The sequence below is a fragment of the Bacillus sp. GW823-FHT06B01 genome, assembly GCF_058952315.1.
On record NZ_JBXAHR010000006.1, the window covers coordinates 56,462 to 82,707 of the forward strand.

At 36.3% G+C, this 26,246-nt stretch carries 25 protein-coding genes; 9 read left to right on the forward strand and 16 right to left on the reverse strand.

The genetic code is table 11. From position 1 onward, the window contains the following. Window positions 1-326 precede the first annotated feature (326 nt). The 9 genes from fsa to AC1Q8N_RS24075 form a co-directional block, all read right to left on the reverse strand. On the reverse strand, window positions 327-974 hold the full coding sequence (gene fsa / locus AC1Q8N_RS24035) for a fructose-6-phosphate aldolase (RefSeq protein WP_000667669.1): 648 nt from the start codon (window positions 972-974) through the stop codon (window positions 327-329). A 34-nt stretch (window positions 975-1,008) separates the two neighbouring features. Further along, window positions 1,009-1,935 (reverse strand): ribose ABC transporter substrate-binding protein RbsB, encoded by a 927-nt coding sequence (rbsB, locus tag AC1Q8N_RS24040; protein WP_493521404.1) that lies wholly within the window; start codon window positions 1,933-1,935, stop codon window positions 1,009-1,011. Between the two features lie 14 nt (window positions 1,936-1,949). Then, window positions 1,950-2,885, reverse strand: a complete 936-nt coding sequence (locus tag AC1Q8N_RS24045; RefSeq protein WP_001074641.1) for an ABC transporter permease subunit — start codon at window positions 2,883-2,885, stop codon at window positions 1,950-1,952. Between the two features lie 2 nt (window positions 2,886-2,887). Continuing rightward, entirely contained in the window at window positions 2,888-4,372 is a 1,485-nt protein-coding gene (gene rbsA / locus AC1Q8N_RS24050) for a ribose ABC transporter ATP-binding protein RbsA (protein WP_048541758.1), read from the reverse strand. Window positions 4,373-4,390: 18 nt separating this feature from the next. Beyond that, the gene (gene rbsD / locus AC1Q8N_RS24055; RefSeq protein ID WP_000716160.1) at window positions 4,391-4,786 is read right to left on the reverse strand and encodes a D-ribose pyranase; all 396 of its coding nucleotides are present in this window, start codon (window positions 4,784-4,786) and stop codon (window positions 4,391-4,393) included. Further along, the gene (rbsK, locus tag AC1Q8N_RS24060) at window positions 4,783-5,679 is read right to left on the reverse strand and encodes a ribokinase (RefSeq protein ID WP_048541756.1); all 897 of its coding nucleotides are present in this window, start codon (window positions 5,677-5,679) and stop codon (window positions 4,783-4,785) included. The genes rbsD and rbsK overlap by 4 nt, the downstream gene beginning before the upstream one ends. 13 nt (window positions 5,680-5,692) lie before the next feature. Beyond that, entirely contained in the window at window positions 5,693-6,664 is a 972-nt protein-coding gene (rbsR, locus tag AC1Q8N_RS24065; RefSeq protein WP_029437473.1) for a ribose operon transcriptional repressor RbsR, read from the reverse strand. Window positions 6,665-6,801: 137 nt separating this feature from the next. Continuing rightward, window positions 6,802-8,415: an MDR family MFS transporter gene (locus AC1Q8N_RS24070; protein WP_493521405.1), complete on the reverse strand. Its 1,614-nt coding sequence runs from the start codon at window positions 8,413-8,415 to the stop codon at window positions 6,802-6,804. 19 nt (window positions 8,416-8,434) lie between these two features. Further along, window positions 8,435-8,893: a MarR family winged helix-turn-helix transcriptional regulator gene (locus AC1Q8N_RS24075; protein ID WP_001132358.1), complete on the reverse strand. Its 459-nt coding sequence runs from the start codon at window positions 8,891-8,893 to the stop codon at window positions 8,435-8,437. A gap of 271 nt (window positions 8,894-9,164) precedes the next feature. On the opposite strand from AC1Q8N_RS24075, the gene glpT reads away from it, so the two are divergent. The 6 genes from glpT to opp4A all read left to right on the forward strand — a co-directional run bounded on the left by glpT (window position 9,165) and on the right by opp4A (window position 16,423). Beyond that, window positions 9,165-10,514, forward strand: coding sequence for a glycerol-3-phosphate transporter (gene glpT / locus AC1Q8N_RS24080; RefSeq protein ID WP_048541751.1), 1,350 nt, complete (start codon window positions 9,165-9,167; stop codon window positions 10,512-10,514). Window positions 10,515-10,798: 284 nt separating this feature from the next. Beyond that, a complete protein-coding gene (locus AC1Q8N_RS24085; RefSeq protein WP_048541749.1) occupies window positions 10,799-11,818 on the forward strand; it encodes an ABC transporter ATP-binding protein in 1,020 nt (339 codons plus the stop codon). After that, a complete protein-coding gene (locus tag AC1Q8N_RS24090) occupies window positions 11,805-12,731 on the forward strand; it encodes an ABC transporter ATP-binding protein (RefSeq protein WP_048541747.1) in 927 nt (308 codons plus the stop codon). The genes AC1Q8N_RS24085 and AC1Q8N_RS24090 overlap by 14 nt, the downstream gene beginning before the upstream one ends. Before the next feature lie 14 nt (window positions 12,732-12,745). Beyond that, window positions 12,746-13,711 carry an oligopeptide ABC transporter permease gene (opp4B, locus tag AC1Q8N_RS24095; RefSeq protein WP_048541746.1) on the forward strand — a complete coding sequence of 322 codons (966 nt, stop codon included), beginning with the start codon at window positions 12,746-12,748 and terminating at the stop codon, window positions 13,709-13,711. Between the two features lie 18 nt (window positions 13,712-13,729). Then, window positions 13,730-14,635, forward strand: coding sequence for an ABC transporter permease (locus AC1Q8N_RS24100; protein WP_048541744.1), 906 nt, complete (start codon window positions 13,730-13,732; stop codon window positions 14,633-14,635). Between the two features lie 15 nt (window positions 14,636-14,650). Then, entirely contained in the window at window positions 14,651-16,423 is a 1,773-nt protein-coding gene (gene opp4A, locus AC1Q8N_RS24105) for an oligopeptide ABC transporter substrate-binding protein (RefSeq protein ID WP_048541830.1), read from the forward strand. A 100-nt stretch (window positions 16,424-16,523) separates the two neighbouring features. Here the strand turns inward: opp4A and AC1Q8N_RS24110 are convergent, their stop codons facing one another. The 4 genes from AC1Q8N_RS24110 to AC1Q8N_RS24125 all read right to left on the reverse strand — a co-directional run bounded on the left by AC1Q8N_RS24110 (window position 16,524) and on the right by AC1Q8N_RS24125 (window position 20,200). After that, window positions 16,524-16,649 carry a DUF4027 family protein gene (locus tag AC1Q8N_RS24110; protein WP_000453510.1) on the reverse strand — a complete coding sequence of 42 codons (126 nt, stop codon included), beginning with the start codon at window positions 16,647-16,649 and terminating at the stop codon, window positions 16,524-16,526. 208 nt (window positions 16,650-16,857) lie between these two features. Further along, window positions 16,858-17,280 (reverse strand): universal stress protein, encoded by a 423-nt coding sequence (locus tag AC1Q8N_RS24115; protein ID WP_000277996.1) that lies wholly within the window; start codon window positions 17,278-17,280, stop codon window positions 16,858-16,860. 65 nt (window positions 17,281-17,345) lie between these two features. After that, on the reverse strand, window positions 17,346-18,797 hold the full coding sequence (locus tag AC1Q8N_RS24120) for a SulP family inorganic anion transporter (protein ID WP_098630993.1): 1,452 nt from the start codon (window positions 18,795-18,797) through the stop codon (window positions 17,346-17,348). Between the two features lie 155 nt (window positions 18,798-18,952). Further along, window positions 18,953-20,200, reverse strand: coding sequence for an ArsR family transcriptional regulator (locus AC1Q8N_RS24125; protein WP_098630995.1), 1,248 nt, complete (start codon window positions 20,198-20,200; stop codon window positions 18,953-18,955). 174 nt (window positions 20,201-20,374) lie between these two features. On the opposite strand from AC1Q8N_RS24125, the gene AC1Q8N_RS24130 reads away from it, so the two are divergent. Beyond that, entirely contained in the window at window positions 20,375-21,052 is a 678-nt protein-coding gene (locus tag AC1Q8N_RS24130; RefSeq protein ID WP_098079410.1) for a response regulator transcription factor, read from the forward strand. A gap of 11 nt (window positions 21,053-21,063) precedes the next feature. Then, on the forward strand, window positions 21,064-22,449 hold the full coding sequence (locus AC1Q8N_RS24135; RefSeq protein ID WP_098132100.1) for a sensor histidine kinase: 1,386 nt from the start codon (window positions 21,064-21,066) through the stop codon (window positions 22,447-22,449). A gap of 149 nt (window positions 22,450-22,598) precedes the next feature. On the opposite strand, the gene AC1Q8N_RS24140 is transcribed toward AC1Q8N_RS24135, so the two are convergent. Further along, on the reverse strand, window positions 22,599-23,123 hold the full coding sequence (locus tag AC1Q8N_RS24140; protein ID WP_048541734.1) for a dihydrofolate reductase family protein: 525 nt from the start codon (window positions 23,121-23,123) through the stop codon (window positions 22,599-22,601). A 106-nt stretch (window positions 23,124-23,229) separates the two neighbouring features. Here AC1Q8N_RS24140 and AC1Q8N_RS24145 point away from each other — a divergent pair, with 106 nt between their 5' ends. Next, window positions 23,230-24,183 carry a helix-turn-helix transcriptional regulator gene (locus tag AC1Q8N_RS24145; RefSeq protein WP_048541732.1) on the forward strand — a complete coding sequence of 318 codons (954 nt, stop codon included), beginning with the start codon at window positions 23,230-23,232 and terminating at the stop codon, window positions 24,181-24,183. Between the two features lie 29 nt (window positions 24,184-24,212). On the opposite strand, the gene AC1Q8N_RS24150 is transcribed toward AC1Q8N_RS24145, so the two are convergent. Beyond that, complete coding sequence (locus AC1Q8N_RS24150) at window positions 24,213-25,637, reverse strand: DUF4367 domain-containing protein (RefSeq protein ID WP_048541730.1); 1,425 nt, start codon at window positions 25,635-25,637, stop codon at window positions 24,213-24,215. After that, a complete protein-coding gene (locus tag AC1Q8N_RS24155) occupies window positions 25,603-26,160 on the reverse strand; it encodes an RNA polymerase sigma factor (RefSeq protein WP_048541728.1) in 558 nt (185 codons plus the stop codon). Before AC1Q8N_RS24155 ends, AC1Q8N_RS24150 begins: the two co-directional genes overlap by 35 nt. Between the last annotated feature and the right edge of the window lie 86 nt (window positions 26,161-26,246).

Genomic DNA, 26,246 nt, shown 5'->3' on the forward strand with positions numbered 1-26,246 from the left:
CCAATCGGGCATTTACGGGCAGTTGATTTTCCACCTAACTTCTTTGCTCTAGCTGAATTTTGAGGTGGGAATCTTACTGACCGTTAATGCGGGACAAAAAGGCATAATTCTATAAACGTTAAACTTTCTGTTATAGAATCATGCCCTCCAGTTTTCTGGTCAGACCCTCTATCTTCTTATATCAAAATATGAAAAATAAAGAGTGATTTGTATATATTAAATAGTTTATATAACAAATTTAAAAGACAATATGCAAAATTGCATGAAAATTCTTTTAAATAAAAAAAAGAATCCTAGTCAATTAAACTAGGATTCTTGATTTTCTATTATTTCTCTTGTGTTTTTTCCCAATCAGCTAAGAATTTCTCAATTCCTTGATCTGTTAATGGGTGCTTCACTAATGAAGCAATTACGTTTGCTGGGATTGTTGCAATATGTGAACCGTTTAATGCTGCTTCTGTTACGTGAACACTGTGACGTACAGATGCTGCAATGATTTCTGTTTCAATGCCGTGAATTGCAAAGATTTCTGCGATTTGGCGGATTAAGTCCATACCGTTATGACCGATATCGTCTAAACGACCTAAGAATGGTGATACATATGTTGCACCAGCACGAGCTGCAAGTAATGCTTGAACTGCTGAGAATACTAATGTAACGTTTGTACGAATTCCTAAATCAGAGAATGCTTTTACTGCTTTTAAACCTTCTGTTGTCATTGGTACTTTTACAACAACGTTTGGAGCAATCTTCGCTAATTCTTTTCCTTCTTCAATCATTTTATCAGCTTCTAAGCTAATTACTTCTGCGCTTACAGGTCCTTCTATAAAGCTGCAAATTTCACGAATACGCTCATGGAAATCTACGCCTTCTTTTGCTACAAGTGATGGGTTTGTCGTTACTCCAGCTACTACGCCTAATGCATTTGCCTCTTTAATTTCGTTAATGTTTGCTGTATCAATAAAGAATTTCATTTGTTATTCTTCCTTCCTGATTTTCATTTTATATTTATTTGTTTTTCTTAATAAGCTCTAATTCAATCGGAATAGATTTGTCCACTTTTTTACCTTGCGTGATCTCTTTTGCTGTTTGCATCGCCTTCTCCCCGATTAATTCCGGTTTTTGAGCAACTGTTGCAGCCATATGCCCATCTTTAACCGCTTTTACAGCATCTTCTGTTGCATCAAACCCAACGACGACTACATCCGTTTTTCCAGCAGACTTCAATGCTTCAAGTGCCCCTAATGCCATTTCATCGTTATGCGCAAACACGGCTTTAATATCACCATTTGCTTGCAAAATGTTTTCCATAACAGATAATCCTTTTGCTCTATCAAAATCAGCTGCTTGTTTTGCAACTACTTTTAAAGACTTATCAGCTACGTTATGGAATCCTTTCCCGCGCTCACGAGCAGCAGAAGAGCCAGGTATTCCTTCTAATTCAGCAACGTTTGCTCCCTCGCCAACTAATTCACGAATATAGTCACTAGCCATTTGACCACCTTCAATATTATTAGAGGCAATGTGAGAAACAACCTTACCTGAATTTGCAACGCGGTCTACTGTAATAACAGGGACATTCGCGGCGTTTGCCGCACTTACTGCTGAAGCAACAGCATCTGAATCGGTTGGATTAATAACAACTACATCGACACCTTTTTGAATTAAATCCTCAACATCGTTCGTTTGCTTTGCTGCATCATTTTGTGCATCAACAGCAATCAATTCAATGCCGCTTGCTTTCGCTTGCTTTTCTGCTCCTTTTTTCAAAGTAACAAAAAATGGATTGTTTAAAGTTGAAACAGAGAATCCAACTTTAATAGTTTTATTTCGACCTTTATCGCTAGAATCCTTTGCCCATTCTGGTGGTTCCATTGAACAACCAGCAGTAATGACCATAATACATGCAACGAGTATAAGTAACCATTTCTTCATGAACTATCCCTCCATTACGCTTCTTTTCGGCGATCAATTAATACAGCTAGTAAGATTACAAGTCCTTTTACAACTTGTTGGAAGAAAGAAGATACACCTAATAAATTTAAACCGTTATTTAGTACACCGATAATAAGTACACCGATGAATGTACCAACAATCCATCCTCTTCCCCCAGAAAGACTTGTTCCACCTAATACAACTGCTGCAATTGCATCTAATTCATAAGAAGTACCTGCAGTTGGCTGTGCAGAATCTAGTCGTGATGTTAAGACAATACCTGCAAGCGCTGCCAAAATTCCGGAAAGACCGTAAATCATTACTTTAATTCTCGTAACATTAATACCTGATAGCGCTGCTGCTTCTTCATTTCCACCAATTGCAAATGTACGGCGACCAAATGTCGTTTTCTTCAAAATGAAGTACAGTACTGCGAAAGCGATCATCATTGTAACAGCTGGTACCGGAATACCGAGAAAATAACCGCGGCCAAACATTTGGAACATTAAATGATCACCAAGACCAGTGATCGGACGTCCGTCCATATAAACAAGCGTCAACCCACGAAAAATAGTCATTGTTGCTAAAGTTGCAATAAATGGAGCTACTTTTCCCTTCGCTATGATGATACCGTTTACAATTCCCATTACAAGACCAGCTAATAATCCAACTGCCATCGCAAGGAACGGGTCCATGCCACTTGCCATCATTCCAGCAACAAGTGCACTTGATAATGCTAAAATAGAACCTACCGATAAGTCAATACCCCCTGTTAAAATTACAAAGGTCATTCCGAATGCAATAAGCGCATTAATCGATACTTGACGCAGTATATTAAATAAATTTGGAATCTCAATAAATGCCGGATTTAAAGCTGTAATTACGACGATAATTAATACTAAACCGATTAAAGAACCGAGTTGTTGTAATACATTCCCCTTCTTAGCCATCCTTACTCTCCCCCTGTAGCTAGTGCCATAATAGACTCTTGTGATGCCTCACCTTTCTCTAAAATGCCGCCGACTTTTCCTTCATGAATAACAAGAACACGATCACTCATTCCTAGAACTTCTGGAAGCTCAGATGATACCATAATAACGGCATCGCCTTGCTCAGTAAGCTTATTCATAATAGAGTAAATTTCTTTTTTCGCTCCAACATCTACACCTCGTGTTGGCTCATCTAAAATGAGTAACTGCGGGTGGATACCTAGCCATTTTGCAATAACAACCTTTTGCTGATTTCCACCAGAAAGAGATTTCACCGCTTGCTCTCCACTAGCTGCTTTCACATTAAGAAGTTTCATCATATCCGCTGTAAACTGTTGTTCTAGTTCGTTACTTAAGACACTTCCCTTTGAAAGACTTTCTAAATTTGGTAAAGCTAAATTTTCTCGAATTGAGAAATCTAAAACTAACCCTTCAGATTTTCTATCCTCTGTAATAAAAGCTATTCTTTGTCTAATCGCATCTATCGGACTATCAATCTTTACTTCTTGTCCATTTATAAAAATTTGGCCAGAATCTAAAGGTTCGTATCCAAATATCGCTTTCATAATATCTGTCCGGCCAGCTCCCATCAAGCCAGCAACACCAAGGATTTCACCTTTTCTTACTTGAAACGAAACATTTTCAAACTTCCCTTTTTTCGTTCCGTTACGCATCTCAAAAATGACATCGCCAATTTGACTATTTCGCTCTGGGTAACGTTCACCAATGCTGCGCCCCACCATCATACTCACTACTTCATCAAATGATGTTTCCGGAATAAGTCTCTTTCCTACGTATTCCCCATCACGTAAAATCGTAATGGCATCACATATTGAAAAAATTTCTTCCATTCGGTGTGAGATATAAACGAACGAAACACCTTCTTTACGTAATTTATTAATGACAGTAAACAACGTTTCAATTTCACGATCTGTTAATGCAGCTGTAGGTTCATCCATAATAATAACGCTCGCGTTTGTCATTAACGCTTTCGCAATTTCAATAATTTGCTGTTGTCCAACCGATAACTCTCCTGCCAACATAGCGCCTTTTACATGTAACCCTAACTCCGCTAGTTGCTGCTGCGCAATCGCGTTCATTTGACGCGTACGCAAAATACCTGTCTTCCCATACATTAACTCTTTACCGAGAAACATATTTTCAGCTACTGTTAAATTCGATAATATGTTCAATTCTTGATGTATAAATGCAATACCGTACTCTTCTGCTTCTTTCGCATTTTTAAAAGTTCGTTCTTGTCCATCAATCGTGATTGTTCCACCATCTTTTTTGTATACACCTGTTAAAATTTTCATGAGCGTTGATTTGCCCGCTCCATTTTCCCCCATCAATGCATGGACTTCCCCTGTTTCAATCATAAACTGTGCATTCTTCAAAACAGGATTACCATTGAACGCCTTTGAAATATTTTTCATTTCAATACGCATTCCCATCACTTCCTTTTATTAAAAAATCACGCCCGCATGTAAAATTACATTGGCATAAGGAGTAGCCTCTCCTGTACGAATAATCGCCTTCGCTTTCTTCGTGTGCTCTTTAAATTGTTCATGCGATACATATTCAAACGCTGGCTCTATTAATTTCAGCTCGATTTCTTTATTTACTTCCGCATTATTGTTAATGACTTCTTCTGCTAACGTTACTTTTTCAATTGCCATATCATCAGCTACCACTTGCAATACGTCTAAAAAGCTAGGTTTTCCAATCTCAACAGCTAAATCAATTCGTTTTACTCCGTCAGGAATTGGTAGCCCACAGTCTGCGATTACAATCGTATCTGTATGTCCAAGTGAAGCAAGGACTGATGCAATCTCACTGTTTAATACACCGTGCTTTTTCATCCGACAATCACCTGCACTTCACGTACTCTATCCCTCGTTGGCATACCGCCCTGTGCTCCAAGTTTCGTTACAGAAAGACCACCAGCAATATTCGCAAAACGAATTGCTTTTTGAAGTGTTTCTCCTTCAGAAAGTGCAACTGCTAATGCACCATTGAATGTATCACCAGCTCCAGTCGTATCTACTACATCAACAGCAATGCTAGGAACATGTACAATCTCCTTACCATTATGGAAACGAACACCGTTAGAACCTTCTGTCATCAATAGTTTATTTGGATATTTAGCCAGTAAATCTTCAATTGGCGATATGAAATCATCTAATACGATGCGGCACTCATGTTCATTTGGTGTAATATAAGTTGCTTTTTCTAAAATATCTTCTGATAACACTTGTGCTGGCGCTGGATTTAACATAACCGGGATTTTGTGTTCCTCACAAATAGCTAATACGTATTTTACTGTTTCAAGTGGAATTTCTAGTTGAAGAACAACCATATCTGCTTTTATAAGAAGATCTTTTGAACGATCTACAACCGACTCATTGACAAGAGCATTCGCCCCTTGCACAACAACAATACTGTTATCCTCTTCTGCTAAAACGATATGAGCAATTCCTGTCGCCGTATCTGTAACCGGTACCACATAGTCGATAAAAACGCGTTCGTTCTCTAAATTGTTCCTAACTACAGTTCCATAATTATCGTTTCCAACCGCTCCAACCATCGCTACATTTGCGCCTAATCTAGCTGCAGCAACTGCCTGGTTGGCTCCTTTCCCTCCTGGGATTGTATGAAATGCTTCACCAATTACTGTTTCTCCTGCTTTCGGACGTTTTTTTGAAACAGCCACTAAGTCCATTGAAATACTACCTACCACTGCAATATTTGGCATCTGTTTCATCTCCTTACTTCGTTGTATTTCGTTCTATAATTTCAATCGGTAAACGATAGTGTTTCTCTTCTAATACGTTTCCTTCCATCTGCTCTAATAACAGCTCTGTTGCAATTTTCCCCATTTCATAAATTGGCTGTGCAACAGTTGTAATAGATGGATACATCATTTCTGTTAAAGAAATTCCATCGAATCCGATAATTTGTAAATCATCTGGAATAGAAATCCCCTTTTGGAGTGCAGCCTTTACAATACCTATTGCGATTAAATCATTTCCAGCAACAATTCCATCAATATGTGGGTATTCTTCTAATAATTCCACTGCTACACGCTCACTATTAGCTGGATCAAATGTACTCTCTGCAATCATATAAGAAAGATTATTTTGCGTAATAACGTCTACAAAACCTTCAAAACGTTCATTAGCAGTGCTTACATCACGCGGTCCGCGAATATGCGCAATATGTTTACAGCCTTTATCTATTAATAACTTTGTCGCTGCCTGACTCCCTGCATAGTTATCTGCATATACAGTAGGGATACGCTCATTAAACATACGGTCAATTGCAACAACTGGAACAGACAACTTCATGTAATTAACACTATTTTGTGGATTCGTTGCTACAATAAATCCATCCACATTATTTTGCCTAAGTACATCAATATATTGCTTTTCTTTCTCTAAACTCTCATCAGAGTTACAAAGGACAACTGTGTATCCTTGCTTATGCGCTACATCTTCTACGGCACGTGCAACTTCTGGAAAGAATGGATTCACGATATTTGGAACAACTAAGCCAATTAAACGTGATTTTTTATTATACAATGAACGCGCTACTGTACTAGGTTTATAATCTAGCATCTCAATCGCTCGTTCTACTTTCTTTAATGTATCTTCATGAACATATCCATTTTTATTTAACACTCTGGAAACGGTCGCCACAGATACTCCCGCTAATTTCGCAACGTCTTTAATCGTACTCATTCTCTTTCCTCTCCATCCCATGTAACCGTTTACAGAAAACAATATAACGTATTTCTCGAAATACGTCAATCATTTCTCATGAAAAAGCTTTTAAGGTTATACTCAAAAAAGCACCGCCATAAGGCGATGCTTTTTCATTACGAATAGGATACAGTTTGTTTTTTTTCCTCTGTGGCTGGCTCTTCAGCATCTTTTTTACGATCTGACAGTTTAATCTTCTGTAAGAAAATCGTAAAGATAGCGCCTACTACGATAAATACTAATCCTGTTAAGAATACAGTATGAAGTGAGTCTACTAAAGAGTTTTTCAAGATTGGTACAATGCTGTTAGCGAATGCTTCTGGCATTTGTTTTAATGCCTCTGGACTAAATAGCATCGAATATAAACCTTGTGGATCTGTTTGAATCATATCTTTAAATTTCGTTACCATTTGGCCCGCTTCTTTCGGGAACGTATCTAATACAGGTACTAATTTATTTGTTAATGTTGTACCTGAAGTGTTATTCATGATTGACCCTAAAATTGTAATACCAAATGTTCCACCGATTTGACGGAAGAACTGACTTGATGATGTTACGACTCCAAGATCTTTTTTCGGGAAACTTTCTTGTAACGCTAATGTTAATGTCGGCATAACAAGACCCATTCCTAAACCGATAATACTCATATAGAAAGTAGCAGTAAGTTTAGTCGTGTGCATATCCATCGTTGTTAATAACCAGAAACCACCAGCCATAATAAGCATCCCTGTAATAATTTGTGGTTTCACACCAACTTTTAATACAAGTTGACCGCCGATAATACTCATCACAATCATAGTAATCATCATTGGCGTCATGATTGTTCCTGATTCAGCAGCACTTACTCCTACAATTCCTTGCATGAAGAATGGTACGAACATAATCGCACCGAACATTCCGATACTCATAAAGAATCCAATTGCATTCAGTAATGTAAACGTGCGATTTTTAAAGAAATGCATCGGTAAAATTGGTTCTTCTGCTTTTGTTTCAACGATAATAAAGCTAACAATACCAATTAGAGCTAATGCAAATAACCCGATAATTTGCCAAGAATCCCATGGATAATCTTTTCCGCCAAACGTTAATGCAAGTAATAAACTTACAACACCGAGAATCATCGTAAAGATTCCAGCAATATCAATTTTGATCGGTCCTGTTTGTTTATGTGATTTTAATCCCATTGCAATAAAGATTGTTGCTAAAATACCAACTGGTAAGTTAATGTAGAATACCCATCTCCAGTTCACTGCGTCTACAATCCAACCACCAACTTGTGGTCCAATTACAGAAGCAAGACCGTATAATGCACCAAAAATACCTTGCCATTTTGCACGTTCTTTTCCCGTGAACATATCTCCGATAATAATCATAGCCATTGGCATCATAATACCGCCACCAAGACCTTGAATACCGCGGAAAATAATTAATTCTGTCATACCATTTGCCATACCACATAACGCTGAGCCAACCATAAAGATAACTAGCCCTGTTATATATACGTTACGACGACCAAGTAAATCCGCTAATTTACCTGCAATTGGTACAACTGTTGTTGATGTTAACATATAAGCTGTTGTTAACCATGTCATTAAGCTTAATCCGCCTAGTTCACCGACGATACGCGGCATTGCTGTACCAACAATTGTTCCATCTAATGCAGCAAATAGCATCGCGATTATTAAACCGATTAACAGCAACTTTCTATTTATGTTTTCTTGTTGCTCCATGTAATCTCCTCAATTCCTCTTAGTTATTCTCTTTTTTCTCTTGTGTCCCGCAAATAATTGTTTCTAACTTCTCAAAGAGGCGTAACAAATCTTCTCTTTCTTGTAATTCTAAATGTGAGAAATATTTTGCAATATGCTCATTACGAGCGGTCATTGCCTCTTCTACTCTAGCTTTCCCCTTTTTTGTTAACTCAATGATGACAACACGGCGGTCATCTTTGTCGTGATAGCGTTCTACAAGCTCTTGGTCAATTAGGCGATCAATCATCACTGTAATTGCACTAGGCTTTACATACATCTTTTTTGCTAATTTTGTAGCTCTTGAAGCACCGTAATGATCTAAAATCTTTAAAATATAAAACTGCGGTGGTGTAAGTCCTGTTGCTTGCATTTGTTCTAATAACTCCGTCTGCATTTTCTTTCCAATCGAAAAGGCAAGAGCTTGAATTTTATCGATATGCGTCATATCATTTGGCATGTTATCCACCTCTTATTTAAACAATAAAATATTTAATGTATTTAAATATTAATACCACGAACAAAATCCGTCAACACTTTTATTTATAAAAACGTTTACATTTTTGTCACAAAGTTGTATAATTTTCGACGAAGTTAATATTGACAGTCACGGAGAATCGGAGTATACGGCTATGAATCATAAAAAAGGAAACTTTTTTATATTTCATGGCCTTTTTATATTCTCTCTGACTTACAACATTTCGAATTAATTAGGGGAGGATTTTCATTTTATGTTTTTCACACAATTATTTAAACCTGCGCCCCACGCGGAACGCTTACCAGCTGATCGTGTTGATAGCGAATACCGTAAATTACGTTTACAAGTATTCTTAGGTATCTTCATCGGCTATGCAGGTTACTACTTCGTTCGAAAAAACTTTTCACTAGCAATGCCATACTTAATCGAACAAGGCTTTAGTAAAGGGGAACTTGGGGTTATCCTTTCAGCAGTTTCTATTGCTTACGGATTAAGTAAATTTCTTATGGGTATCGTATCCGATCGTTGTAATCCTCGCTATTTTTTAGCAGCTGGACTATTTTTATCAGGTATCATTAATATTATTTTCGGCTCATTTTCTTTCATTACAACGAGCATTATACTTATGTTTGTACTTCAGTTTTTAAATGGATGGGTACAAGGTATGGGCTGGCCTCCTTGTGGTCGTACGATGGTTCACTGGTTCTCTATTAGTGAACGTGGTACAAAAATGTCTATTTGGAACGTTGCTCATAATGTCGGTGGCGCGCTTATGCCTTCTCTTGTGACATTAGGCTTATACTTCTTCGCAAATGACTGGAAGAGTATTTTTTACTTCCCAGGTATTCTTTCAATTTTAGTTGGTATTTATGTATTAATTACAATGAAAGATACACCTCAATCTTGTGGACTACCTTCGATTGAAGAGCATACTGGAGAATATCCACCAGATGAGAAAATAAAAGATCGCGAACGCGAACTTTCGGCAAAGGAAATTTTATTTACATACGTACTAAACAATAAATTTTTGTGGTACATCGCTATTGCGAACGTTTTCGTATATTTCGTACGTTACGGTGTTGTAGACTGGGCTCCTACTTATTTAGTAGAAGAAAAAAGCTTTACTCATAGTAGCTCACGTACTGCTTACGCTCTATATGAATGGGCTGGTATTCCAGGTACACTTCTTTGCGGATGGATGAGTGATAAACTATTTAAAGGACGCCGCGCACCTGCTGGTATTTTATTTATGGTTGGTGTATTTATCGCAGTTCTTGTTTACTGGTTAAATCCTCCTGGTAATCCAATGGTTGATAGTATCGCACTTGTCGCGATTGGATTTTTAATTTACGGACCGGTTATGTTAATTGGTCTACACGCTCTTGACTTAGCACCAAAGAAAGCTGCTGGAACTGCAGCAGGCTTAACTGGATTCTTTGGTTACTTAGGCGGAGCTGCTTTCGCTAGTGCCGCTATGGGCTTTATCGTAGATGCATTCGGATGGGATGGCGGATTCATCTTATTACTTGTATCTTGTGTACTTGCAATGTTCTTCCTTGCTCTTACTTTAAACACAGGATCTGCAAAACAAAAACAAGCTTAAGTACTAATATTATTCTTATCAAAAAAAGAGAGACTGTTCTTTCCAGAACACCTCTCTTTTTTCTACATATAATACTTTTTTCTTACAAAAGATTTATTTCCCTCTCACATATATGTTAGCGTTTCCAAAACACCTCAACCACTAATACAACTGCATTCAATTTTTATATAAAAAGATTTTTGAATATTTTCTCAACTTATACTTGTCAAACATTGTCATTTTATATTAAAATAACAACAACATACAAAATATTTAGTCTTTTCTGAAAAGATGGAGGGATAGCCATGAAGAATCCACTTCTTCGCATTGAAAACTTACAGACTTCCTTTCGCATACAAGATCACTATCATGCAGCAGTAGATGATGTTTCGTTAACTGTCCATGAAAATGAAATTGTCGCGATAGTTGGTGAATCAGGTTGCGGAAAAAGTGCACTTGCCCTTTCTATTATGCGATTGCATAATGAAGCAAATACAAAATTAAAAGGGCAGCTTAACTATAGAGATAAGGATTTACTAACTATGTCAGCCGCAGAGATGAATAAAGTACGCGGATCAAACATCGGTATGATTTTCCAAGAACCTCTTACAGCACTCGATCCTCTTATGACAGTTGGAAAGCAAATCGAAGAAAACTTAGACTACCACACAAGCCTTTCAAAAGTTGAAAAGAAAGAACGCACCTTAGAACTACTTCATCAAGTTGGTATTCCAAAACCAGAACTTACATATAAACAATACCCACACGAATTATCTGGCGGAATGAGACAAAGAATTGTTATCGCAATTGCAATCGCTTGTAACCCAGCACTCATTATTGCAGATGAGCCAACAACGGCTCTTGACGTAACCATCCAAGCACAAATTTTAGACTTACTAAAGTCTATTCAAGAACAAACGAAAATGGGCATTATTTTAATTACTCATGATTTAAGTGTTGTCGCAGAAACAGCCGATCGTATCGTCGTTATGTATGCTGGACAAGTTGTAGAAACAGGAAAAGTTGAAGAGATTTTTAACAACCCTCTTCACCCATATACTCGTTCTCTATTAAACTCCATTCCATCTGCGTATGGTGAAAAAGAAAAATTGCACGTAATTCAAGGGGTCGTTCCTACGTTAGCGAAACTTCCTCGCACAGGTTGCCGCTTCCAAGCTCGAATTCCATGGATTAGACCTGATCAGCACGAGGAAAATCCAATTTTACATGAAGTAAAACCAGACCACTGGGTGCGTTGTACTTGCTACAAGCATTTCAACTTCCAAGATAAGAAAGGAGATGACGTAACTCATGGCACTGCTTAAAGTAGAAGATTTAAAAGTACATTTCCCAATTAAAGGTGGTTTCTTCGGCCGCACATTAGATTACGTACGTGCTGTCGATGGTGTAAGTTTTGAATTACAACCGGGTGAAACATACGGGATCGTTGGTGAATCAGGAAGTGGCAAATCAACAACGGGTAAAGCAATTATGCATTTAACGAAAGCAACAGAGGGTAGCATTCATTTTAATAATAGAGATTTAACAAAGTTAAGTCGCTCTGAGCTACGTGAACAACGAAAAGATATTCAAATGATTTTCCAAGATCCGTATTCATCATTAAATCCTAAGAAACGTGTTCTCGACATTATTGCTGAGCCTCTTCGAAATTTTGAGAAGCTCTCACCTGATGAAGAACGTAGAGCAGTTCAAGAATATCTTGATAAAGTTGGTCTAAATCCAGAGTCAATTTATAAATATCCACATGAATTTTCCGGTGGGCAAAGGCAGCGGATTGGTATTGCACGCGCTCTTACATTAAAACCGAAGCTTATTATCGCTGATGAACCTGTATCAGCACTAGATGTTTCTGTACAAGCTCAAGTATTAAACTTCTTGCAAGATTTACAAGCTGAGCTCGGACTAACGTACTTATTCATTAGTCATGATTTAGGTGTAATTCGTCATATGTGTGATCGTATCGGTGTTATGTATCGCGGACGTATCGTCGAAGAAGCAACTAGTGCAGAAATATACAGTAATCCGCAACATATTTATACGAAGCGCCTCATATCAGCAATTCCTGATATTCGTCCTGAAAATCGAGAACAACAACGTAAATTACGTCGTGAGGTCAGCACTGAATACGAAAAATCATATGAAAATTATTTCAATGAAAACGGTCGTGCTTACGATTTAAAACCAATCTCGCCAACGCATCGGGTGGCATTACCATAAGGGAGTGATAAATCATGTGGAAGTTTATATTACGGAGATTTTTAGTAATGATCCCGCAATTATTCGTGTTAAGTGTACTTGTCTTTCTACTAGCTAAAGCAATGCCAGGCGATGCCTTAACCGGCAGAGCAATGAATCCAAAAGCGGATCCAAAAGTAATTGAAGAACAACGTGAAAAGCTTGGATTAAATGACCCAGTTCCAACACAATATGTTCGCTGGATTAAAAATGCAGTCCAAGGTGACTTTGGTATTTCCTATGCACATAAAATGAAAGTAACCGAGTTAATTGGAGAACGACTTGGAAATACAGTATCTTTAGCACTTGTCATTCTTATTCTTACTTATTTAATTGCCATACCACTGGGAGTTATAAGTGGACGGTGGAATGATACATGGGCTGATCGACTCATTACCATTTACAACTATCTAGGTTTCGCTACACCACTATTTATATTTGCACTAGTTATGCTCTTCCTATTTGGATTTAAGTTTGCAATATTCCCAACCGGCGGTAGCGTAGATCCTCAAGTTGCAACAGGTACATTTGCTTACTATTTAAGCAAATTGAATCACATGCTACTACCAGCTTTATCCGGGGCATTAATTGCAACAGTTGGTACTGTTCAATATTTACGAAGCGAAATTATTGATACGAAACATAAAGATTTTGTACGTACAGTAAGAGCAAAAGGTGTTCCAGAATCAAAAATCTATTCTAGACATATTTTACGAAATTCATTCTTACCAATTGCAGCCTTCTTAGGCTATGAAATTACAGGATTAGTTGGGGGTGCCATCTTTTTAGAAAGTATTTTTAGCTATCCAGGAATTGGGCAACTATTTATACAATCTATCTCTCAACGCGATTTTAGTGTAATAACTGCACTCGTTATGTTTACTGGATTTGCAACGTTACTTGGAACTCTCCTTTCAGATATTATTCTAAGCATCGTCGATCCACGTATTCGTATTGATTAATGGAGGTGAAGAAACATTATGTTAGCAAAACCCGAAAAACAAACTGAAGTTATTCATTACGAAAAAAGCCCTTCCGGTTTCTCTATTATGTGGCGAGAACTTCGTAAAGATAAATTAGCAATGTTTTCACTTTTTTTCCTAGCAATCTTATTACTAGCAGTCTACGCAACATCTTTTATTATGAAACAAGAAGATATTGTACGAGTTGATTTATTCGCTATTTATGCTCCTCCCTCTGCTGAACATTGGTTAGGAACAGATTACGGAGGACGCGATATTTTCGGTCAACTTATTATTGGTACACGTAACTCATTTACAATTGGATTAGCAATTACTATTCTTTCTTGTTTAATTGGTCTTTCAATTGGATTAATTGCCGGTTATTTTGGAGGAGCTATTGATAATATCATTATGCGCGTTATCGACTTTGTTATGGTTTTACCATTTTTAATGCTTGTAATTGTATTTATTACACTTGTTCCTACATTCAATATTTTTACTTTCATTTTAATTATGAGCGTGTTCCTATGGACAGGAAAGGCCAGATTAATTCGCTCAAAAGTATTAACTGAAAAAGAACTAGATTATGTCTCAGCATCTAAAACTTTAGGAACACCAAACTGGAAAATCATTCTTTTCCAAGTACTACCTAACTTAAGTTCAATTATCATTGTTAGCGTTACATTAAATCTTGCTGGAAACATCGGTATTGAATCTGGTTTAACTTTCTTAGGTTTTGGCCTACCAGAGAGTACACCAAGCCTTGGTACACTTGTTAGTTATGCTAGAAATCCAGATGTATTACAAGAGAAATGGTGGATTTGGTTACCCGCATCAATCATGATTTTAACATTGATGCTGTGTATAAATTTTATTGGTCAAGCGCTACGCCGTTCGGCCGACGCAAGACAAAGAAAAGGATAAGGGGTGGAAGAAATGATGAATAAGCCAAAATTTTTTAAAGTATTAAGTACACTTGCGGTTTCAACATTACTACTTTCAGCATGTGGGGGCAGTGGTGGTAGTGAAAAAACGAGCAGCACAAAAAAAGTAGATACAAATAAATTTAGTACAAATGTTAAAAATGATAAAAAAGAAGTGAAAGATGGTTCATTAACATATGGTCTTGTTTCTAACACACCATTTGAAGGACTTTTGAACTTCGCTGTATATGAAGGAGATCCTGATAACCAAGTCATTACCATTTTCGATGAATCTTTATTATCAAATGACGAAAACTGGGAATACACGAATGATGGCGCTGCTACATATGAAATTTCTAAAGATAAAAAGACAATTACATTAAAAATCAAAGATAATGTAAAATGGCATGATGGAAACCCTGTTACCGCTGAGGATTTAGAATACTCTTATCTAGTAATTGGTAGCAAACAATATGCTGGTTCTCGCTATGACACTCAAATGCAAATGATTGAAGGTATGGAAGATTATCATAATGGAAAAGCTGAAAAAATTTCAGGTATCAAGGTAACGGATCCAAAAACAATTTCGATTACGTTTAAAGAACCGAATCCTTCAGTGAAAACTGGGCTTTGGACATACCCTCTTCATAAGAAATACTTAGGAGATGTACCAATCGATAAATTAGCAGAATCTGATAAAATCCGTAAAAACCCAATTGGTTTCGGACCTTTTAAAGTGAAGAAAATCACTCCTGGAGAATCCGTTGAATTTGAACGTTTTGATGACTATTATGGCGGAAAACCAAAACTGAAAAGTATGGTTTTAAAAGTTGTTAACCCTTCCATTGTTAACGCGTCCTTAAAAAATGGTGATATTGACATTGCTGAAGTAAGTGCAGATCAATATCCAAATGTGAGTAAATTAAAAAATGCACAATTAGTTGGTAAAACCGATTTATACTATAGTTATATCGGCTTTAAATTAGGTCATATGGATAAAGAAAAAGAAGAAGTAGTGATGGATAAGGATAAGTTTAAAGATGTTCGTGTACGTCAAGCAATGGCTTATGCTATTGATCGAAAAGAAATTGGCGAAAAATTATATCACGGCCTACGTTATCCGGCTAACTCACCAATTCCACCATCTCTACCAAAATATCATAACAATAAAATTGGTGCCTATGATAAAGATGTAGAGAAAGCTAAAAAGTTATTAGATGAAGCTGGCTATAAAGATACGAACGGAGATGGATTCCGTGAAGATCCGAATGGTAAAGAATTTAAAGCTAATTTCTTATCAATGAGTGGTAGCGATGTGAGTGAACCACTTGCAAAATTCTTTATTCAATCTTGGAAAGACATCGGCCTAAAAGTAGAACTTCTTGATGGTCGCTTACACGAATTCAACTCATTCTATGATATGATTAAAAAAGATGATCCAAAGGTTGACCTTTTCGCTGCTGCTTGGGGAACTGCATCTGATCCAGACCCTTCTGGTATTTGGGCTAAAAACGCACCGTTCAATTACACACGTTGGGCTACTGACAAAAACACAGAATTATTAAAACAGGGTATTTCTAAAGAAGCTGCTGATGAAAAATACCGTAAAGATGTCTACGATAAATGGCAAAAATTAGTTCACGATGAAGTACCATTAATTCCACTTCATTATAAGTTTGACTTAAAAGGTGTAAATAATCGCGTAAAAGATTATAAATATACACCAGAAGATCAATACAAGTGGGGTAAAGTTAGCGTAACAAGCGATAAAGCAGAAACAGAGAAATAAGAAAATAGCTCCTAGCACTAAGATACATGCTAGGAGCTATTTTTTATTTACCATCCTTCTCTTACTATTAATAACAACCAATTCCTTTCCTACTCTAAGATTAAAAGATTTGATGAATCATCTTTATTACAACAGCTAACGTAACAGATGCAGCAAATCCGCCTAAACAAATTAAGCTTACCCCTTGACTATATGATAAATTTTGCAATGATTTCATTACTTCCATCCTCCCTATCTCCCCTTTGATACTCTTATTTTACCAATGGGAAAAATTTCATAACATCGATTTTTCTGACAACAAACTTACAAATTTGTAAGTTAACATTTTCTAAAACTTATGTATCTAGTATGTCCATACCTTCCCCTTTTATACACCAAAAAGGACCTTGAATTATATCAAAGTCCTGCTTACACTACAGAGTATCTCACTCAATTTATTTAATAATCATCACCGGGCATTTCACTCGTTTTGCTATTTTATGACTTACACTACCAAGCACCATCTCTTGCAGTGTATTTAATCCTCTACTTCCAGCGATAACAAGATCTATGTCTCCTGTATTTACATATTGAACAATCGTATCTCCTGGATCGCCATGTAATATCGTAATTTTATAAGAAATGTTCTCTTTCTTTAATAAACCTTCAATCTCTTTTAATTTATCTTTTCGACTAGCCGATATTGTTTCTAGATCTGTTTGACCTTGTATAATATCTGATTTTGCCGTTCTATTATCTACTACGTACACAACTTCAACATTTGTTTCTTCGCTACATTTCGCAATATATGTTGCATGTTCCGCTGCTCGAAGTGCATGTTCAGAACCGTCACATGCTAATATAATTTGTTTGTACATATGCTGAATCCCCTTTTCGTTATCCTACCCGTATTATATAATAAAGCCCCCTAAAAAGGAGGCTTCTAACTAGCAATTCTTTTATTATAAGTAGCTAAGTTTGAAATAATCTTCGAGCTTCGTTCATTTAATCCCGTTATACTTACTTTCACGCCACTTTGTTCATACTTCATGATAACTTTATCAATTGCGGCTACCGCTGAATCATCCCATACGTGTGCATGAGTAAAATTCAACTCAATTTCTTTTACATCTTCCTCAAATGAAAAATGATTTATGAAGTCCGCTGTAGATGCAAAGAAAAGTTGACCATGAATTTCGTATATTTTCTTATTTTCAATATATAAATGTTTCACGTGAATCTTTGCCATATTGAAAGCAAATAAAACCGCACTAATTACTGTTCCGATAATTACACCTAGTGCTAAATTATGTGTAATTAAGACAATCACAACTGTTACGATCATAACAAATGCGTTTCCTTTTGGTACTTTATGAATCGTTGTTACAGAGTTCCAATCAAATGTTCCAATTGAAACCATGATCATAACTGCAACTAAAGCTGCCATCGGAATATGAACAACATAATCACCTAAAACGAATAGTAATACGATTAAAAACCCGCCTGCTACAAATGTCGATAAACGACCTCGTCCACCTGATTTAATATTAATAACAGATTGTCCAATCATTGCACATCCTGCCATTCCTCCGAAGAAACCAGCGACAATATTTGCAATACCTTGCCCACGTGCTTCTTTATGTTTATTACTGTCCGTATGCGTCATATCATCTAAAACTGAAGCTGTTAATAATGACTCTAGTAAACCGATAATTGCAAGCATAACTGCGTACGGTAAAATAATCCCTAACGTCTCAAGTGTAAAAGGTACGTCAGGAATGCTAAAGAACGGTAATTCTTTCGGCAAGCTTCCCATATCTCCTACTGTTTTTAACTGCAATCCGCTCATAAGTGCAATACTTGTCACAATAATAATGGAAATAAGTGTAGACGGTACAGCCGTCGTAATACGTGGAAATACATATATAATTACAAGTCCTAATGCGACAAGTGCATACATTTGCCAAGTTGCATGTTTAAAATGTGGTAATTGCGCTGTAAAAACTAAAATTCCAAGTGAATTTAAAAAACCACTCATAACAGATTTAGGAACAAACTTCATAAATGAGCTCAGTTTGAACACGCCAAAAATAATTTGGACAATACCCGTTAATATTGTTGTAGCAAATAAGTATTGCAAACCGTGATCCTTCACGAGCGTCACCATTAACAATGCCATTGCACCTGTTGCAGCTGAAATCATCCCAATTCTTCCGCCAACAAATGAAATGGTAACTGCAATACAAAAGGCTGCGTATAGTCCAACAGTCGGATCCACACCTGCAATAACTGAGAAAGCGATCGCTTCAGGAATTAACGCTAAAGCAACAACAATTCCTGACAGCACATCCCCTTTCACATTGGAGAACCAGTCATTTTTTATGGTTTGAAACAAAATACCACTCCTCTACTCTTTTATCATTTGATTTTCTCCATAAGAAAATCTAGACCGACTGCACGAAGGCTATTATATAACGAGTAGAGAGATTTTTGCTATGTAAAAGTTTCCTAAAAAAAGACGCTACCTTCATAGCGTCTTTTCTCATTTCATTAATGTCCACCGTGCCCTTGACCACTTTCCTGAACAATCTCTAACCTTTCATCCAGTATACCTTGTGTTTCAAATGAAATATCACTCGTACTTCCTAATAAGAAGCCGTGGTTATACGGTCCAAGTGTTGGGTCATCTTTAAACTTCGGCTGAATACTAGCAAGGAATTCATACACTGGCTGTGAAGCTTTCCCTTCTTCTAACAATACAACAGGTGCGTGTTTACCCATATGAGAAAAAGGTGCCCCTGCAACTGCTAAGTCTGGTGTTTTACTTGAAACAAATGATAAACCGTGGCCTGTTTTTGTGAATCCCCAGCCAAATTCCGTTTTTTCATCTTTAAACTTCGCAAATGAGATAGAGTTTTCTACTGGAGTCTCTCCACTAATACGCGTTACTTTCCCGTATTTACTTAACTCTTTTTCTACTTCTTTTGAAACGATTTTTTCTGGTCCTAGTAAATATATATTTGCTTTATCTTTTCTCATTTTTAATGCCTCTATCGTCGCTTCTGGCACTTTATCTTTTTCTGTATATAAAAGCGGTTCTGGCATATGAGAAATCCAATTTACAGCTGGTGTTGTATATAAACGCCCTTCTTCTTCAGACGAACCGATAATAACACTGTTTGGATAGCTACCTGTTATATCGGCATATTCTTTATCCACATCTTTAGCAAATGTAGCTGGATCCGCTTCTTTTATTTGCTTTACTTTATATGCTTTTAATTGCTCAAGGATAGATGGACCTACATCCCCCATCACCATAATTTGTGTTCCATCTTTCGTTCCGAGCGGATTTAATCGTTTTATTTCTTTTAACGTCATTTCGGGTACCTTTTCTTTTTCTATAAATAAAATTGGCCCGTTATTCGGATGGTGAATAAGATCCGCGCTCGCAATACCTAATTGCCACTCGTTTACTGGCACTAAAATAACAGCGCCTGGCTGATTCTCTTTATGCGTTGCTGGCCATATCGTTTGCGAAGTTACTACTGCCATTTGCAGTGGATCGTTTGTGTTTAATCTCGTTACATTTTTTAAACTTGTCGTTAATAAATCATTCGATGCACCTTCGTTCATTTCTTTCGGCGCAGTTACCTCCTGATTCATTTTCATTTCCTTTTGCTCTGTTTTTTTCTCTTCTTTAGATTCATGATTTTTATGATCCGTGTTCGTTTGTCCACATGCAGCAAGACCAACTGCTGTAATTATTGTTATCCCAAAGATTCGGGTCACCTTTTTCACTATACCGCCTCCGTATAAATCATTTTCGAGCCAATATGATTACCTAAAATGAAATTTCAACTTTACAATAACAAGCAATTCTGAAGAAATTATGCAGATGCATGATAATCTGCACCATTTCTTCATGATTTTGACTTACAATTTAATTAATAACTACAAATGCGGAGGTACTCTATGGTCGATATACTACTCGTAGATGATGAGCCGAGAATGCTTGAATTATTAACGCTTTATCTTACTCCAATCGGATACAACTGCGTATGTGCAGTATCCGGGGAAGAAGCTATTTCACATATAGAAAATCGAAACTTCAAATTTGTTTTACTCGATATTATGATGCCAAAGATGGATGGGTGGGAAACGTGCAAAAGAATTCGATCCTTTAGTAACGTTCCCATCATTATGGTAACAGCTCGTGATCAAACGGTAGATGTCATCCAAGGATTAAAACTTGGAGCGGATGATTATGTAACGAAACCTTTCCATGAAGAAGAGCTTTTCGCAAGAATTGAAGCTGTTTTAAGGCGAACGAATCAACACGCGCAAATCCAATATCACGGTATTTTATGGGATGAGGCAAAGCATTTCGTTTCTGTCTATAATGAAGAACTTCTTCTCACTCCAATCGAATTCTCTTTACTCGGATTATTTTTACGTCATGTGAACTACGTATTAAGCCGCGATCAGCTCATTGAACGAATTTGGGGATTAAATACAAATACAGAAGATAGAACAGTTGATTCACATATTCGTAATTTGCGTGATAAATTACGAAAAGTAAATTTCCCTATTGATCATCATTTAAAAACTGTTTACGGAGTCGGATATCGATGGGTTGATACTGTAGATTAAGGAGCAAAGCAATGAAGCGAATTTCTATTCAGCTCGGATTTTATTTTTTAATTGTTACACTTTTAATCGAAAGTGTTCTATTTGTCTTGCTTTATTATAGTCTTGTCAACAATAGAGTAAATGAAGAAATGGCAGCTTTATTAAAGCGTGGAAATAGTCACCGAGATGTCCTTGAAAAGTATTTTGATAAGCAAACAATCTCCCATGTTGCACTAATGGAATCCGAAGCCGAAACCACTGTCGTTATTACAAATGCCAATAAGGATGTGCTAGCTAAATCCAACGAAATAACTACTACTATAAAAAAGCATATTGAAAAGATGCAAACACGGACAGATCATGACGGAGCAATTATAGAGAATCATTGGAAAACATCTAATTATATATGTACAGTTAGTCCAATTATAGTCGCAGGAAAAACAGTAGGCTACGTATATATGTTTCTCGGAACGGAATCAATCGAGGAAATGGTTAACGGACTAACAAGACAATTCATTATTGCCGGAGTCATTACGTTTCTATTAACAGCCATCACCATCTTTCTCTTATCACGGTTGTTAACAAAACCATTGTTACACATGAAACATGCCACTGAAAAAATGAGTAAAGGCGATTTATCTGTTTCATTAACGACTAGTCGAAATGATGAAATTGGTGAACTAACCTCATCTATTCAAACGCTTGCTAATGATTTACATTATATGAAAACAGAGCGAAGTGAATTTCTAGCAAGTGTTGCTCATGAATTACGAACACCGCTAACATACGTAAGAGGTTATGCTGACATTGCTTTAAAGGAAAACACATCTCCTGAGCAACGTTTACGATATTTATCTATTATAAAAGATGAGTCTGATTATATTACGAACTTAGTTCAAGATTTATTTTCACTTGCACAAATGGAACAACATAACTTTTCTATTCAAGTAAAGGAAGTACATTTACACACCTTCCTTACTCGCATAGCTGAAAAAGTAAATGCCATGTATAAAGAAAGATACATTACAGTTTCTTTTTCTTGTCCTTCTACACTAGTAGTAAACTTAGATGAACAGCGATTTGAACAAGTTGTAGTAAACATTTTAAATAACGCTTATAGACATTCACAAGAGCATTCTCATATAAATATTTCTGTTACAGAAGAACATAAACGTATTTCCATTACAATTGAAGATGAAGGCGAAGGTATTCCGCCTGAAGACCTCCCTCACATTTTCGACCGTTTTTATCGAGTTGATAAAGCAAGATCACGAGCTACAGGCGGAACTGGTTTAGGACTATCTATCGTGAAAGAAATTGTAGAACTACACGGCGGGAATATTACTGTAACGAGCGAAGTCGATCATGGGTCTTGCTTTATTATTTCATTGCCATCTATACAAAAACACGACTATTGATGGTAGTCGTGTTTCTTTATCATTTTACTTTATCCCGCTTTAATGGGCAGTAAAACCCCCAACTCAAAATTCAGCGAAAGCAAAGAAGTTAGTTGGGGGATCAACTGCCCCCTAAAAGTCCGATTGGTTCAACTAATAATCAGTGGGGATTAAAGTTTCACTTTATAATATAAATTTACAAATTGTCCAAAACGTTTCGTATTCGTTAAAATTAAATTAATTTCTGGATTCTTGTCTTGAAATAAAGGAACTCCAGAACCTAATATATGCGGTGTAATCGTAACGATATATTCATCAATTAGATTATTCTTAAAGAACTCTTTCAGTAAACTCCCTCCACCGACCATCCATATTTTAGATCCTTCTTGTGCTTTTAACCTTTTAGTAAACTCCACTATATCTTCATTTACAAACTCCACGTTTCCGTCTGAACCTTTTTCTGAACGAGAAAAAACATAACATGCTTTATCTAAGTACGGGAATGTGTCTGTATGCTCTACTACATAGTCGTACGTTTTCTTTCCCATAATTATTGTATCAATCGTTTCATACATTTCCGTATAACCGTTATCTCCCTCTCCTTCGGTTTCCATTAACCACTCTAAATCATCATTTTCTTTCGCAATATATCCATCCAAACTAGCGGCTATAAATAAAACAATTTCACGTGACATCTCTTTTCCTCCTTGCATCTCATCTTGATAACATTATGATGTAAACAATATACTAACAGTAAAACATGACACTTTATGTCATGTTAAAAAGAAAAAGGTGATACATTTGTCCAAAGCTAAACGCTTATTAGATATTCTTATATTCGCTTCTGCCAAAAAGACATTTACAGCTCAAGAAATAGCTGACGAATTTAATATTTCCGTTCGTACTGTCCATAGATACATTGTAGATTTAAGTGATATGGGTTTACCTATTTATGCAGAACAGGGTCGCAACGGAGGATATAAAGTATTAACAAATAGAGTCATTCCTCCTATTTTATTTACGGAAGAAGAAGCAGTCTCCATCTTTTTTGCATTTCAATCTTTAAGCTACTACAGAAACTTACCTTTTAATACAGAAATCAATTCTGTTACTCATAAACTGTACAGCTCTCTACAACATGATGCGAAAGCGAAAGTTGATAAAATACGTTCTTATATCGCGTTTTGGAATCCGAAGAGAACAATTAATACACCTCTTTTAAACGAAGTACTAACTGCGGCTATTGAAAATAAAAATTTACACTTTCAATACGAATCTAAATCGGGGATAAAAATAAAACATGTTCATCCTATCGGTGTATACGCTCATGATGGGCTATGGTACTTACCATCCTATGACTTCAGTAGAAAAAAAGTATTACTGTATCGCGTTGATCGTATTCTTTCTATATTATCAACAGAAAAAACTGAAGATACATTCATGAATTTAGAAGAGTGGTTTGCCTCTAACTCTAACGTAATACATAGTCCTACTCAGTTACATGTTTTACTGACGACAGAAGGTGTACGCCAATGTAAAAGCGTGCCTTACCTTGAAGAATTCGTTGTAGCAAACGAAGACGGGACAGGATATATACATTCAACAATTGATAAAGGTGAAATTAATTTTATTACGCCTTTATTTTATAGACTTGGAAAAGATGCAAAAGTGTTAGAACCGAAAGAATTGATACATGGTTTACGTATACGTGCGAAAGAAATTTTACATATGTATGAAGACGAAAAAAGCTGCTAAATATAAGCAGCTTGTTAGTCTCTTTGTTACTATTGACGAATATCAATCCACCAACGATATTCCGCATTCATATTTTCAGTGCCACCATTCCCTCTGTAATGGAAAGCATCAAGGAAGATTGAATCTAGTTTATCCTCATCTACAAAATAACCTAAGTTTACTTTCATCGTTTGTCCTGGTCGGATACTGCCAATATTGTAAAAACTTTTTCCATCTCCGTGAGGTTCTAAATAATCAACTTCACCTGTCATAATACGCGTTGCGTCCATTCCCTCTTCTTTAGCGTATTTCCATGCATTCCCTTCAAATTTAAGCTGTTTTATGGATGGATGCATATAGATTTCTTCTGTCGGCTTTTTACCAATATTTTTCACTGTTGTTGTTAAGTAGACAAATTTAACATTAACTAATTTCGAATCTACTAATGTATCAATTGAATCTTTACCATTCCCTAATTTATATTCATCTCGTCTGTACGATAGTAATTTTCCCGTCTGATCTAAAGCCTTATTCTTGCTTAATATCTCTAGGCCAAGTTCATTAAAGTTCTCTTGTTTAAAATCTTTAATTGAATCAAAGACTTCAACTTTTTCTATCACATATTCAATTTGGCTGTTATCCATAGATATCGTTACTGGAACCTTTTGCCCTATATGAAATAGTCGTTTACTATCTTTTTTCAAAGGAATCACTTTAGTTTTTTTCGGTTCATCTGCTTGGCTAAAATACTTTTTATCATAATCTGTTATATCTGATGCCTTTTCTTTTGACGTAGGCTCAAGTGAAATACTCCCTAACACATCCATCATTTGTTCTTCATTTACATCGGATCCAATATAACTTTCTAACATAATCCCTTCTTTCTCAAAAAAGAGAAAGACCTCTCTGTTAAACGCTAAATTGTGGTTTCCATTTTCTTTATTGACAATCACTGCTTTCTTGCCATTTATCTCTTTCTCTTCGTAGCTTTTTGAGTACAGCGTTTTAAAGTTCGAATCTTTTCCTACTCTCCAAAGAATGAATGAAAATCCACCCTTTGCGTAGTTATCTTTAAAGGAATATTTCATAGCAGTTTCATCGATTGCTTCCATATTTTCTGGTAATTTACCCAGTTTCAACTTATACCACTTATCAGCCTTTTTCGAGTCCTTATTTGTTACCGAAACATTTACTTCATAATTTTGTTTTTGAACAATCATATTATAGACTTTCACTGCACCAAAAACGGTTGTCGGCATACCAATCAATAAGCAAGCAGCAGCGATTAACATACGATGTTTTTTACGCTTTTTCTGCGGTTGTCCATCTTTCAACTTCATTTCCTCCATAAACAATTTCTTTTTGCGCGTATATGTATGTGAAAATTCATGTTGTTCTTCGAGTTTATCAAAATCATCTAAAGCAATTTTTTCAGCAAGTTCATATATTTCTTTGGAGTTCTTTGAATTCGTCATGTTGTATACCTCCTATCATATTTTGGACTCGTTTTCGAGCGCGTTCAAACTGCTTGCGGGCATTACCCTCGGTTATTCCCATAACACTTGAAATCTCTTGATACGTTAAGTTATAGAAGACTTTATACTTAAACACCTGTCTGTTAGATTCACTTAATTCTGTTAGCAATGTATCAATTTGAACCTCAGACATTTTACGTTTTTCCCACTCTTCAATATTTTCGTCTACTGCTTCGATTGATTCTCTTTCATATTCTTCTAAAAATGTTTCATGTCGTTTATTTTTCCTGTAACTATCAATCGCCTTGTTTTTCGCGATCCTCAAAATGTAGCGTTTAAGCTCTTGAGTAGCCAAGCTATGGAGCTTTTCCAAGTTTTTATAAAGAGTAATAAACGTCTCTTGAACCGCATCTTCAGCCTGCTGAATATTATTTAAAATAGAATACGCTACATAATAAATTTTTTGTTCGTACAACTCGTATAGCTCTTCCATCTTTTCATAATCGTTGTTTGTGACTTTCATATAATTCCTCCTCTCACTCTATATAACGAATGGGCGATATACTTTGTGACACTACAAAATCCCTTTATATATAAAATTTAATAATA